The sequence below is a fragment of the Nocardia sp. NPDC056000 genome (assembly GCF_042269265.1).
In the GTDB taxonomy this organism is placed as follows: Bacteria; Actinomycetota; Actinomycetes; order Mycobacteriales; family Mycobacteriaceae; genus Nocardia.
Window position 1 is genome coordinate 124,787 of sequence record NZ_JBHJXS010000013.1, and the last position, 12,838, is coordinate 137,624.

At 65.4% G+C, this 12,838-nt stretch carries 14 protein-coding genes; 7 read left to right on the forward strand and 7 right to left on the reverse strand.

All coding sequences use genetic code 11. The annotated features are described in order from the left end of the window. Positions 1–22: 22 nt before the first annotated feature. Complete coding sequence (locus ACFC4D_RS34055; protein ID WP_376069341.1) at positions 23–1,321, reverse strand: cytochrome P450; 1,299 nt, start codon at positions 1,319–1,321, stop codon at positions 23–25. A gap of 128 nt (positions 1,322–1,449) precedes the next feature. Continuing rightward, a complete protein-coding gene (locus ACFC4D_RS34060) occupies positions 1,450–2,931 on the reverse strand; it encodes a glyceraldehyde-3-phosphate dehydrogenase (RefSeq protein ID WP_375968348.1) in 1,482 nt (493 codons plus the stop codon). Between the two features lie 184 nt (positions 2,932–3,115). Between ACFC4D_RS34060 and ACFC4D_RS34065 the strand changes: the two genes are divergently transcribed. Further along, on the forward strand, positions 3,116–3,961 hold the full coding sequence (locus ACFC4D_RS34065) for a 3-hydroxybutyryl-CoA dehydrogenase (protein ID WP_364638180.1): 846 nt from the start codon (positions 3,116–3,118) through the stop codon (positions 3,959–3,961). 79 nt (positions 3,962–4,040) lie between these two features. Beyond that, positions 4,041–4,790: an ATP-grasp domain-containing protein gene (locus tag ACFC4D_RS34070; protein ID WP_376069344.1), complete on the forward strand. Its 750-nt coding sequence runs from the start codon at positions 4,041–4,043 to the stop codon at positions 4,788–4,790. Positions 4,791–4,803: 13 nt separating this feature from the next. Here the strand turns inward: ACFC4D_RS34070 and ACFC4D_RS34075 are convergent, their stop codons facing one another. From ACFC4D_RS34075 to ACFC4D_RS34085, 3 genes are read right to left on the reverse strand one after another with little or no spacing between them, the layout of a single operon-like run. After that, entirely contained in the window at positions 4,804–5,196 is a 393-nt protein-coding gene (locus ACFC4D_RS34075) for a nitroreductase family deazaflavin-dependent oxidoreductase (RefSeq protein ID WP_364638186.1), read from the reverse strand. A gap of 59 nt (positions 5,197–5,255) precedes the next feature. Then, positions 5,256–6,341, reverse strand: a complete 1,086-nt coding sequence (locus ACFC4D_RS34080) for a GlxA family transcriptional regulator (protein ID WP_376069348.1) — start codon at positions 6,339–6,341, stop codon at positions 5,256–5,258. Then, entirely contained in the window at positions 6,316–7,185 is an 870-nt protein-coding gene (locus tag ACFC4D_RS34085; RefSeq protein WP_376069350.1) for an alpha/beta fold hydrolase, read from the reverse strand. The genes ACFC4D_RS34080 and ACFC4D_RS34085 overlap by 26 nt, the downstream gene beginning before the upstream one ends. 454 nt (positions 7,186–7,639) lie before the next feature. On the opposite strand from ACFC4D_RS34085, the gene ACFC4D_RS34090 reads away from it, so the two are divergent. Beyond that, positions 7,640–8,095: a T6SS immunity protein Tdi1 domain-containing protein gene (locus ACFC4D_RS34090; RefSeq protein ID WP_375968355.1), complete on the forward strand. Its 456-nt coding sequence runs from the start codon at positions 7,640–7,642 to the stop codon at positions 8,093–8,095. A gap of 54 nt (positions 8,096–8,149) precedes the next feature. Here ACFC4D_RS34090 and ACFC4D_RS34095 read toward each other — a convergent pair whose 3' ends face one another. Together ACFC4D_RS34095 and ACFC4D_RS34100 are read right to left on the reverse strand one after the other, a co-directional pair. Beyond that, complete coding sequence (locus tag ACFC4D_RS34095) at positions 8,150–9,349, reverse strand: lipid-transfer protein (protein WP_376069353.1); 1,200 nt, start codon at positions 9,347–9,349, stop codon at positions 8,150–8,152. After that, on the reverse strand, positions 9,342–9,764 hold the full coding sequence (locus ACFC4D_RS34100) for an OB-fold domain-containing protein (RefSeq protein WP_364640349.1): 423 nt from the start codon (positions 9,762–9,764) through the stop codon (positions 9,342–9,344). Before ACFC4D_RS34100 ends, ACFC4D_RS34095 begins: the two co-directional genes overlap by 8 nt. A 127-nt stretch (positions 9,765–9,891) precedes the next feature. Between ACFC4D_RS34100 and ACFC4D_RS34105 the strand changes: the two genes are divergently transcribed. From ACFC4D_RS34105 to ACFC4D_RS34120, 4 genes are all read left to right on the forward strand, one after another. Then, positions 9,892–10,539 carry a GTP-binding protein gene (locus tag ACFC4D_RS34105; RefSeq protein WP_376069356.1) on the forward strand — a complete coding sequence of 216 codons (648 nt, stop codon included), beginning with the start codon at positions 9,892–9,894 and terminating at the stop codon, positions 10,537–10,539. A gap of 109 nt (positions 10,540–10,648) precedes the next feature. Next, positions 10,649–11,098 carry a DUF2871 domain-containing protein gene (locus ACFC4D_RS34110; RefSeq protein ID WP_376069359.1) on the forward strand — a complete coding sequence of 150 codons (450 nt, stop codon included), beginning with the start codon at positions 10,649–10,651 and terminating at the stop codon, positions 11,096–11,098. A gap of 21 nt (positions 11,099–11,119) precedes the next feature. Beyond that, complete coding sequence (locus ACFC4D_RS34115; RefSeq protein WP_376069362.1) at positions 11,120–12,055, forward strand: NADP-dependent oxidoreductase; 936 nt, start codon at positions 11,120–11,122, stop codon at positions 12,053–12,055. A 123-nt stretch (positions 12,056–12,178) separates the two neighbouring features. Next, positions 12,179–12,793 carry a TetR/AcrR family transcriptional regulator gene (locus tag ACFC4D_RS34120; protein ID WP_376069364.1) on the forward strand — a complete coding sequence of 205 codons (615 nt, stop codon included), beginning with the start codon at positions 12,179–12,181 and terminating at the stop codon, positions 12,791–12,793. The last annotated feature ends 45 nt before the right edge of the window (positions 12,794–12,838 follow it).

The window sequence follows — 12,838 nt, forward strand, 5'->3', positions numbered from 1 at the left end:
CGGGCCCCGCTGTCGATTCGGGTCAGCTCGCGATGCGCGCCCGCTGCCCCAAATGCGCGGGCATGCTGGAGTATCCGCGCAGCGTGAACAGCGGTCGCCTGCTCGGTTCGGCGGTGAGGGTCAGATCCGGGAACCGTTCGAAGAGCGCGCGCAAGGCGTGAATACCCTCCATCCGCGCCAGGCTGGCGCCGAGACAGGCGTGCACGCCGCTGGAGAAGGACAGATGATCCTTGGCATTGGAACGGGTGACATCGAAGGCGTTCGGATTCTCGAATACCGCCGGATCGCGATTGGCCCCGCCCAGTGACATCACCACCAGACTGCCCTTCTTCAACGGGACCCCGGCGATCTCGGTGTCGCGCAGGGCGAGTCGCGCCGCCGCCTGGATCGGGGCCTCGAATCGGAGCATCTCCTCCACGGCGTTCGGCCACAGTTCCGGCTCATCGCGCAGGATCGCCAGCTGATCGGGATTCGAAAGCAGGTGCACCACACCGTTTCCGATCAGATTTACCGCGGTCTCGAAGCCCGCGCCCATCAACAGCGTGGCAGCCGATTTGAGTTCACCGTCGGTAAGATCGCCCGCGCTCACCAGCGCGCTCAGAATGTCCTCGCGGGGTTCATCGCGCAGCCGGGCGATGTGCTCGTCCAGATATCCGTCCATACCGCGCATGGACACCACGGCATTGCGCCACTGCCGCCAGGAGATTCCGATATCGAGCATCGGGCTCACCACATCACCCCAGGCCAGGAAGGTGTCCCGGGATTCGTCCGGGAACCCGAGCATTTCGGAGATGATGGCGATCGGCACGTGCGCGGCGAAATCGTGGATGAGATCGGCGGATCCGTCCGAGGGCAGCGCGTCGAGCAATTCCGTCGTCACCGATTCCACCCGATCGCGCAAACGCCCGATCGCCCTGGGCGTGAACGCCTTCGACACCGATTTGCGCAACCGGGTGTGCTCGGGCGGATCGCTGATCAGCATGGACGGCTTCTCCACCGGATTGGGTGGAATCGGGGCTCGATCGGCGATCCGGCGCACCACCCCCGTGCGCTCGAACCCGGTGATCCCGTACACCCCCCAATCACCGTCCCGCAGAATCCCCCGGCTCACCTCGTAATCCGCGGTGCCCCAGGCGATCGGACTCGGCACCAGCCGCCCGCGCTCCCGCAACCGCTCGATCGGCGGAAACGGATCCCGCAGCCCCGCAACACTTCCCATCAAATCCGCCAGCGGATCATCGCGCAATGTCTGCATACGAATCCCGTATCGCGGCGCACCCTGCTCCACCAGCCACCGCACCCAGTACCGTGCACCGATCATCACCGTCTCCTCATCATCGGATGACCTATCCGGCAATGGAAACCTATTGCGCCGCAAAAGATTCCGGAATCAGTCGCACCGGAACCCTTCGCGAAAACGCAAGACGAGGAAACTGGGGGCAGGCTCGATCAGGCGGGGCTGCCGTTCATCGCGGCCAAGCCCGCCCGATCCTGTTCTCCCAGTTGGGGATACGTCGGGTACTCGATGCCGGAGATGAACTGCACGGTGCGCACCACCTGGCAGGAGTAGCCGAATTCGTTGTCGTACCAGAGGTAGAGGATCGCGGTGTCGCCGTCGACGATGGCGGCATTGGCGTCCACGATCGAGGCCGCGCGCGAGCCGATGAAATCGCTGGAGACCACATCGGTGGCGGCGGTGTAGTCGAGGTTGCGGCTCAGCGGGCCGGACAGCGAGACCTGGCGCAGGTAGTCCAGCACCTCGGCCTTGGTGGTCTCGCGCTTCAACTGCAGGTTCAAGATGGCGACCGAAACATCCGGCGTGGGAACGCGAATGGAGTTTCCGGTGATCTTGGCCTTGAAGTCCGGCATGGCCTTGGCCACCGCGGAGGCCGCGCCGGTTTCGGTCATCACCAGGTTGAACGGCGCGGAACGGCCGCGGCGATCGGCCTTGTGGAAGTTGTCCAGCAGGTTCTGATCATTGGTGAACGAGTGCACCGTCTCGACATGTCCACGCACGATGCCGAATTCGTCATCCATCGCCTTGAGCGGTGGCACGATCGCATTGGTGGTGCAGGAGGCGCAGGAGAAGATCCGTTGCGACACATCCTGTTCGCGATGGTTGACCCCGTGCACGATATTGGGGACATCGCCCTTACCGGGCGCGGTCAGCACGACCTTCGCGATACCGGGGCGCAGATGCTGCTCCAGGCCCTCGCGGTCGCGCCAGCGGCCGGTGTTGTCGATCAGGATGGCGTCATTGATGCCGAACTCGGTGTAGTCGATGGTCTTCGGGTCATCGCTGTAGATGAACCTGATGACGCTGCCGTTGGCGATGATGGTGTCATTCGCGGCATCGACCTTGATGGTGCCGTTGAACTGCCCGTGCACCGAATCCCGGCGCAGCAGCGAGGCGCGCTTCACCAGATCGTCGGCGCTGCCCCGGCGCACCACCACCGCACGCAGATTCAGGCCGTTGCCCGAACCGGTCTTCTCCACCAGCAGCCGGGTGACCAGCCGCCCGATCCGGCCGAAGCCGTACAGCACCACATCGCGCGGGCCCTGCGGTTCGGCCTTGTTGCCGCCGATGACATCAGCCAGCACGTCGGCGGTGAACTCGGCGACCCCGAGTCCGCGCGCATCGGCGCGATAGGCCATGACCAACCGGCCCAGATCGATCTTGCTCGGCCCCAGGTCCAGGGCGCTCAGCACCTCGAGGAACGGCAGCGTCTCCTCGATCGAAAGCTCCTCGCCCTCGATCTGCCGGGCGAATCGGTGCGTGCGCAGAATGCTGATCACCGACTTGTTCACCAGCGACCGGCTGTGCAGGAGGATGGTCACCCCCTTCTCGCGATACAGCTTGCCGATGATCGGGATCATCGCCTCCGCCGAAGCCTCGTGAGCGTTCCAGCGGTCAAGATGGTCGGTAGTCAACACAAAGTCCTAGGGGTCGCCTCGAGATCTATACGAAAACGATGCTAACCAGCCCAAAACCATCACAATCCCCGGCTACCCCACTGTGAGACCTGCGTCATTGCGCGCCGCCCGGTGGTGGCCGCCCGAACGCGGTCGACCAGGATGGCTGCGAGACAAATCGAGCACAGGGAGATAACCGACAATGCAACTCATCGGCGTAATCGGTGGCGGCACCATGGGTGCCGGCATCGCCGAAGTGGCCGCCCGCGCGGGTGGCGAAGTTCTGGTGCTGGAGCGGGACGCGGCGGCGGCCGACGCGGCGATCGAGCGTATCGAGAAGTCGCTGGCGCGCGCGGTGAAGTCCGGGCGTCTGGAGCAGGATGCCGCCGACGCGGCGCGGGCGCGCATCACCCTCACCGTCTCGATCGACGACTTCGCCGATCGGGAACTGGTGATCGAGGCAGCGCCGGAGATCGAATCGCTCAAGGCCGATTTCTTCACCAAGCTCGACGCCATCGTCTCCCCGGAGACCATTCTGGCCACCAACACCTCCTCCATCCCGGTCATCCGGATCGCCAACGCGACCTCGAATCCGGGCCGCGTGGTCGGCGTGCACTTCTTCAACCCGGTGCCGGTGCTGCCGCTGGTCGAGATCGTGGTGACGCTCAAGACCGATCGCGCCGTCGCGGACGCGGTCACCGCGTACGCGCGCGAGGTGCTGGGCAAGCGCACCATCGAATCCAAGGATCAGGCCGGATTCATCGTCAACGCGCTGCTGATTCCCTACCTGTGCAATGCGATTCGCATGTACGAGACCGGTTTCGCCAGCGCCGAGGATATCGACGAGGGCATGGTCAGCGGCTGCGCACACCCCATGGGCCCGCTGCGCCTGACCGACACCGTCGGCCTCGACGTCACCCTCGCGGTCGCCGAATCCCTCTACGCCGAATTCGGTGAACCGCAGTACGCGCCCCCGGTGCTGTTGCGCCGCATGGTCGAAGCCGGATACCTGGGCCGCAAGACCGGCCGCGGCTTCTACACCTACTGAGATCTGCCCGGGCCGCTCACCTGCTGTGAGCGGCCCGGTGGCTCCGAATCCGGCTGTCGCGGTGCATGATCTGAGGATCATGTTCAGCACCGCGTTTCTCCAGTACTCCGGCACGGGTCCGATGCGCCATGAGGAGGCGCTGCTCTCGGAAGGGTTGCGGCGGCGCGGGATTCCGGTGCGGTACTACACGATCAAGCAGATCCATCGCCGGAAACTGCCATTGGGGCCGGATGTGCTGATCGCCGGTGATATGGACGCGATGCACGGGGCGTTGCGGCAGTTGGGGATTCCGATTCCCGCGCCCGACGACTATCCGGAACGCCTGCGCGAATTCCTGCGGCGAGAGGTGTGGACGTCGACCCTGGGTGAGGTCGAGCGGTCGCTGGAAATCGGTTCCTTACCACCGACATTCGTCAAACCCGCCGAGCGGCGCAAAAGCTTCACCGGTGCGGTGTGTTACTCGGAGCGGGATATCTCGGACTTCGGCCCGGTCAGCCGACGCCAGCGGGTGTGGTGCTCCCAGGTCGTCTCCTGGATCGCGGAATACCGTGTCTACGTTGCTGATCGGCGTGTGCTCGCGGTCGATCGGTACAGCGGTGATGAATCGGTTCTGTTGGATATGAGCGTGGTCGAGGCAGCGATCGCGGCCTATCACCCGGTCGCGCCGAGCGCGTACGGCATCGACTTCGGCGTGCTCGCGAACCGGGAGACGGCTCTGGTCGAAGCCAATGACGGGTATGCGCTCGGCGCGTACGCCATCGCCGCTGACGATTACACCGAACTGATCATGCGGCGGTGGCGTCAACTACTCGAATCCGCCCGGGGCTGAACAGGTTCGGGGCTCAGGCGATATCGGCGACCAGTACGCCGAAACGGCCGCCCGCTACCCGCGCCGGAAGCGGGAGGTCGGGACCGGCCTGCCCGGGTTCGACAATGCGCGGGTTGGTGATTCGGATGGTGCGGAATTGGGATTGCACATCGGCCTCACCCGCCGCCAGCACGTTCCGGACCCAATCGGTGACACCGTGACCGAGCACCACCGTGAACTTGCCCTTCGAGCGGAAGGCGTTGACGGGAGTCGTGTACGGCTTCCCGGATTTGCGTCCGGCGTGGTGGATCACCGCGAATGTGGGGAGGTAGGGCGCAGCGCGGCGCATGACCGGGTTCATGTATTTGACCTGCAGCCGGTCGAACCAGGCCGGGAACATCGATGCTCCGAGATCGGGTGTACTCATACCGCTCCTTCAATCTGTCTCGGACAGACTAGATCCCGCGAGGGGCATTCCACATCCGCTCACGGGTGGTCTTCGGCGGTCCCGGCGGCGAAGTGGCGGCGATAGCGCTCCGGTGTGGTGGACAGACGGCGGGTGAAGACGCGATGCAGGGTCTCGCCGTGCCGATAGCCCACGGCCCGCGCGATGGCGGTAATGGTGAGTTCGGTGGATTCCAGCAGGCGGCGGCCCGCCTCGATGCGCAGGTCCTCCACGAATGCCGCCGGGGTGCTTCCGGTTTCGAGCCGGAAGGCGCGCGCGAAATGCCGTTCGCTCATACCGGCGCGCTCGGCGAGCATCGCCACCGACAGATCCGCGTCGAGATGGTCGGGCAGCCACTGCTGCACCGCGCGAATCGCCGGGGTGCGGGCGGGCTGGGCGCGCAATTGCGCACTGAATTGCGCCTGGCCGCCGGATCGCCGCGTGAAGACGACGAATGCCCGCGCGATCTCCTGCGCCAGTTCGCGCCCGTGATCATCCTCGACCAGTGCGAGCGCGAGATCGATTCCGGCGGAAACACCCGCCGAGGTCCATCGATTGCGATCGTGCACGAAGATCCGATCCGGCTCCACGGTCACCCGCGGATAGGTCCGCGCCAACCGCTCGGTCGTACCCCAGTGCGTGGTGGCCCGATACCCGTCCAGCAACCCCGCCGCCGCGAGCAGCAGCGCACCCGAACACACCGAGGTCACCCGCCGGGATTTCCGTGCCAGCGCGGGCAATTCGCACACCACCTCGGCGGACACCGGCCCGGAGATCCAGCCGCCGACCACCACCAGCGTGTCGATCTCCGCCGCCGAGGCGGCCAGCTCGTGCAGCGAATGCTCGACCGCGAGGGTCAATCCCCCGGCCGCCTTGATCGCCCGGCCGCCCGGCGAAGCCGTGATCAGCCGGTATTCCTCGCGTTCGACCAGCGCGTTGACGAAGACGAAAACATCCATCGGCCCGGCCAATTCGACCAACTGCATGCCCTCGTAGACAACGAAGACAACGGTCCGCGGCTCGCCCATCCCGCCATCATCGCAGTCCGGACGCCCGTCCGCCACGGTCAGCGGGTGACCGTGACGGCCGTCGAATTCCACCTCACCCGACGCGGTCGAACCCGGCATCCCGGGCAGGCGTCGCGTATCGCTCCAGGAATGGAAGCAACACCGCGGCAACACGATCAGGGAACTGGGCATGCGGGTAATGCCCGCCGTTCTCGACCATCACGACCCGCCCGACGCCCTCCGGCATAGCCGCCACAATGGCGTTCGCCTCGGCCTCGGGATCCGCGAAATCCGGATCCGCCGCCCCCATGATCACCAGTGCCGGACACCGGACATCGGCCAACCGGGCATGCGCGTCCGCAGGCGTGGTCCGCCCGGTCTTCGCGAACTCCTCCCACCGCTCGGGCCGCCGCAGCACACCCTCCAAATCCACGAGATATCCCTCGTAATCAGCCGGTTTCGTCGGATACGCGAGATCCAGATACCGCCGCCACCAAGTAAGCGACTTCAGCATCGAGGTGAGCCCGAGACGCACCATCCCCCGCCGATACCGACGGCTGGTAACCATCGCCCCAACATGAAAGTCCTGAGTCAACGTAAACGGCCCGATCTCGACAATCCCCGACACCAGCCCCGGTTCCCGCGCCGCCGCAATGGTCGCCGACCCACCCGAAAGCGAATGCCCCACAATCACCGCAGGCCCCCCGAAATGCCGAATCACCCCCAGCAAATCCCCCGCCACATCGGCCCGGCTGATCGCCGCCTCCCCCGTCACAGAAGGCCAGTCAACACTCGACTCCCCATGCCCCCTCATATCCACATTCACCACCCGATACCCCGCCCCGGCCACTGCCCCAACCAAATGCCGAAAGTCCTGCCGCACAGTCCCCATCCCATGCGACAACACCACCAACGGCCCCTCCCCCACCACATCACAAGCCAGCGTCCCGTACTCGAGTTCCACATACTCGGTCATCATCATTCCCTTCCAGCAATGGCCGCCTCCGCGACCTGCTGAAAGTGAACGCCGAAACCTCCCCCGAGCCGATGCCCGAGTCCGAATCAGTCAGTCGCCCGTCCGTTTTCATCAGCCACTGACCATTTGGACATAGCGCTCCCGCCATGGTCGAGCAGCCTTCAGCGGACCGAGCGGATCAGTCCGACGGCCTCGGCCATGTCGTAACAAGAGATCAACAACTCCAACATCTCCTCGATCGCCCGGGGCGGGTCCCACGCCGTCAGCCCATTGTCGAGTACCACCTGGTCACACCATGTAGACAGTCACGAACCACCTCATCCCCGGCGAGACGAATGGCTGTTCATCGGCGACGAGCTCGCCGGTCGTCGTCAGACGATCGCATCACCGAATCCGTTGGGGCGCATGCTTGGATGGCGGGGTGAGTGATGAGTGTTTTCGGGTGATCGAGGCTGTTGCGATGGCGGAGGTCATGCCGCGGTGGGCGTTGCGGTTTCCGCAGTTCGACACTGTGGTGGGGTATTCGGATTTGGGGCATGTGTTTCTGGCGAAGCGGAGTAGCGGGGAGCACGGGGTGCTTTATCCGTATCGGGATGCCGCGAAGAACTATGGGGTGTTCGGGAGTACCGGGGAATTCGTTGACACCATTGTTCGTGATGAGTACTTCACGAAGGTGATCATGCTGGCCGAGCATGCGGCGGCGATCCGGGAGCGGCTCGGGGAGCTCGGGCCGGGGCAGGTGTATTTCCCTGTTCCGTACCCGTTTCTCGGTGGCACCGAGGATGTGCACACCTATGAGAGCGGCGATGTGTGGGTTTTTCTGGATATCGTCGGGCAGTTCATGGGGCAGGAGGCCGCACCGGCCGCGCGGCGGTGGCCGTGGTCTCGGCGTAAATGAGCAGTGCCCGAAAACCCAAGTGTGGCCTGGGTTTTCGGGCGCGGAACCCCGGGGTCAGCGGGTGGCGATGATGGCGGAGCCGTGGCCGAAGAGGCCCTGGTTTACCGCTATGCCGGCGCGGGGGTTGTCTACCTGGCGGCCGTCGGCTTGGCCGCGGAGTTGCCAGGTTAGTTCGCAGATTTGGGCGATGGCTTGGGCGGGGATGGCTTCGCCGAAGCAGGCCAGGCCGCCGCTGGGGTTGACGGGGATGCGGCCGCCGAGAGTTGTTGCGCCGCTGCGCAATAGTTCTTCGGCTTCGCCGGGCTTGCAGAGGCCGATGTCCTCGTACCAGTCCAGTTCGAGGGCGGTGGAGAGGTCGTAGACCTCGGCGAAGGACAGGTCCTCGGGGCCGATGCCCGCCTCTTCGTAGGCCGCGGCGGCGATGGCGGAGCGGAAGGTATTGCCCGAGGGCTCCACCGCCACAGCGGAATCGGTGGCGAAATCCGGAAGGTCCAGCACGGTCTTCGGGAAGGTGGGGGTGACCGTGGACAGTGCGCTGATACGCACCGGGTCGGCGATGCCGTGGCTGCGGGCGTAGTCCATGGACGTCAGCACGAGGGCCGCGCCGCCGTCACTGGTGGCGCAGATGTCCAAGAGCCGCAACGGATCCGACACGATGGCCGAGGCGGCGATCTCCTCCGCGGTGACTTCCTTGCGGTAGCGGGCGTAGGGGTTGTTCAGCCCGTGCTTGGCGTTCTTCACCTTGACCGCGGCGAAATCGTCCAGCGTCGCACCGTGCAATGCCATGCGGCGGCGGGCGTACAGCGCGAAGTAGATCGGATTGGTCGCACCCAGCAGATGGAAGCGCAGCCAATCCGGATCATCGCGGCGCTCACCGCCGACCGGCTGGAAGAACCCCTTCGGCGTGGTGTCCGCGCCGATCACCAGCGCCACATCGGTCAGCCCGGCCAGAATCTGCGCACGCGCGTTGGCGATGGCCTGCGCACCCGAGGCACACGCGGCGTAACTGCTGGAGATGCGCGCACCCGACCAGCCCAGCGCCTGCGCGAACGTCGCGCCCGCGACGAATCCGGGATACCCGTTGCGAATGGTGTCCGCACCCGCGATGTAACCGACATCGAGGTGGTTCACCCCCGCGTCCGCCAAAGCCGCACGCGCCGCGACCAACCCGTATTCGACGAAGTTGCGTCCCCATTTGCCCCACTGGTGCATACCCGCACCGAGGACGGCGATATCGCGATCGTTGTCAGTCATTGACCGGCCTCCACATCCACACCGTGTGCTCCGCTTCCTCGTCCTCGTACAGCACGCCCACGGTCAATTCGACCGGCATGCCGACGGCGAGATCGTCCACGCTGAGCCCGCGCACCACCTGCCCGAGAATCACCAGCTTCTCGACCTCGAGCTCCACCGCCGCGACCACATACGGTTCGAACGGATCGGCGGAGACATAGGGCGGCGGCGGCTTGTACCGGGCGTCCGCGTACGACCAGATGCGGCCGCGGGTGGAGAACAGGTATTCGGCGAGCTCGGAACCGTCATGCGGTCCGGTGCACTGCGGATTGCGGCAGGCCAGCGTGTTCTTCGGGAAGTACGGTGTGCCGCAGTCATTGCAGCGTGTTCCCACGAGCCGCGTCACACCGTCATCCGTGGTGAACCAGTCGGCCACGGCGGGGCGTTGTTCTTTCTGCACAACCCGACCGTATAGGAACACGTTCTACTTTGGGGACGAAATCCGCTCCGGCCGCGCTCCCCCGGAGGTACGGTGGACGCGGATTGAGGAGTATCACACCGCGATGGGCACCAAAGCTATTGACCCGCAGTCGATCCGCAATGTCACGATCATCGGCGACCCGAATGAGACGGCATGCGTGGCACACCGCCTGCACCGCGATTCCGGCGATCGGGGCACCATCCGCTGGCCCGCGGACCAGGCCGAGTACACGATCCGCATCACCGAACTGTCCAGCCGCACCCCCAACGCCGAGCTGGAACGCTCGATCCGGGTGGCCGACGGCCTGATCGCGGTCGTCAACGCCGCGACCCGCCGCGATCCGCGCCTGGAAACCGTGCTGCGCATCGCCGATGACCATCAGGTCGCCAGACTCTGCCTGATCAACGGACTCGACCAGCCCGGCGCGGATTTCGACCGCTGGGTGCACACCATCGCCGACATCCACGGCGCGACACCGCTGGCCCTGCACGTCCCGCTCGGTGTCGGCGCGGAGTTCCAGGACATCATCGACCTGTTCCCGATGTGGGCCGATTCCACCGAGATCCCCGCCGAACAACTGCATCGGCGCATCCGCCGCCGCACGCGCATCGGCGATGTGGTGCCCATCCTGTGCGACGCCCCGGGCAATGCCCCGCTGCTGGACGCCATCGTCCGCTACCTGCCGTCGCCCATGGATGTCTGCCAGCCCGAGCACGCCCTCGACTACTGAATCGTTCAGCACACCTAAACCGCTGTTGCGCAACCGATCATTGTTCGCACATCACCCGTCCCGAATCCTTGGAAACGCGGTTTTCAAGTGAGATGAGGAACGAGCCCCCGTGCAGAAGATCTATTACGCGGCACACACATACATGATCGTCGGCGTCATCAGCGGCCTGGTCTACCGCGAAATCACCAAATGGCAGGACTTCACCGGCGACACCCAGCTCGCCGTGGTGCACACCCATCTGCTGGCCCTGGGCATGCTGTTCCACCTCATCGTGCTGGCGCTGGAGAAGGCGTTCGGCCCGAGCGACGGAAAACTGTTCGACTGGTTCTTCCGGATCTACAACGCCGGTCTCGTCCTGACGGTCACGATGATGACCGTCCACGGCATACAAACCGTCTTCGGCGCGCACACGAGCGCCGCGATCTCCGGCCTGGCGGGCCTCGGGCACATCACCCTCACCATCGGTTTGATCCTGTTCTTCATCAACCTCGGCAAACAGGTCTCCGGTGCGACAGCACGCCCCGACACCGCATCGCAACTGCACGATCAGCCCGCCTGATCTCGAAGAAGAGAGTCGAAAATGCTTGCCATCACCCAGGATTCGTTCGGCGGACCCGAGGTATTGAAGCTCGCCGAGGTATCCCGCCCCGAGCCGGGACCGGCCGAGGTGCTCATCCGAGTGCATGCGATCGGCGTCAATCCGACCGACTCGTGGCATCGAGCCAGCGGCGGACTCGCGGGCAGCGAGACGCCGATTCGCCTGGGCTGGGACGTATCCGGGGTCGTCGAATCCGTCGGCCCCGGCGTCACCATCTTCCAGCCCGGTGACGAGGTATTCGGCCTGCCCCGGCATCCGCATCCGGCGGGCACGTACGCGCAATACGTGACTTCCCCTGCGCGACATGTGATCCGCAAGCCGTCGGTACTCACTCATACCGAGGCGGCGGCACTACCGCTGGCCGCGCTCACCGCATGGCAGGCGCTGGTGGACACCGCCGACCTGCGACCCGGGCAGCGCGTTCTGATCCATGCCGCGGCGGGCGGCGTCGGTCACCTGGCGGTCCAAATCGCCAAGGCGCGTGGCGCATACGTGATCGGCACGGCCAGATCGGCCAAACACGATCTCGTGCTCGGACTCGGGGCAGATGAGGTAATCGACTACACCGCAGTCGATTTCACCACTATCGCCCGCGATATCGACGTGGTCCTGGATACCATCGGCGGCGAATACGGCCCCCGTTCGCTGACAACCCTGCGGCCGGGCGGCATCCTGGTCGCGCTGGCCTCCCCCGCCGAGGCATACCTGGCCGAGCAGGCGCGCCCGCTCGGCTCGCGCGCCGCGTTCATGATCGTCGAAGCCGATCGGGCGGGTCTGCGTGAAATCGCCGCCCTCGTCGAAAACGGTTCGCTGCGACCGCATATCGATACGGTCCTGCCGCTCGAATGGGCCGCCGAAGCACACGCACTCGGCAATAGCGGCCGCACCTCCGGCAAGATCGTCCTCACCGTCGACTGATCGTCCGGCAGCCACGTCGAGGGGAACGGACCACCGGCGCACGCATACCCGGCGACCACATCGGATCGCCCGTGCAGCGTGCCGATACCGCCGGACCAGCACCGCGCTGGCTATCATCGCCGCATGTCGCCGCGACCGCAGAGCCATCGCGCCGCGGGCGCGGCACGACGCGCACTGCTGCTGGACGCCGCCATCGAGGTGATCGCCGAGGGCGGGGTCAAGGCGGCGACTCATCGGGCCATCGCCGCGCGCGCGGGCGTACCGCTCTCCTCGACCAGTTATTTCTTCACCTCGATCGACGAATTGATCGCGGCCGCAATGGATGTGGCGGCGACCCGGCTGATCGGCAATATCCGGCAGCTGGCATTGGAACCGACATCGCGGGAATCCGCACCGCAGGTGATCGACCGCTACCTGGATCTCTTGATCGGCGATGCCGCGCAGACCGGAGCGACCGGCGCGGAAAAGCTTTCACAGCTGACGCTGTATTTGCAGTGCCGCCACGATCCGGCGCTACGCCCGATCGCGCAGCGGTTGATCACCACCTACGAAGAGGTAACCGAGTCATTGCTCGAGAGTCTCGGAGTGCCCGATGCACATTTCCGAGCGCGCGTGACCATGGCGTTCATCGACGGTGCGGCATTGCAGAATGCGGCGTGGCCGCGCGGTATCGAGGATCTCGACTTCTTCCGGCGGGCGATCAAAGCGCTCATAAATAGCACCACCGAACAGGACTGATACCGCACTTCCCCAGGTCGGATCGGTGTGATCAGCGCGACCCAC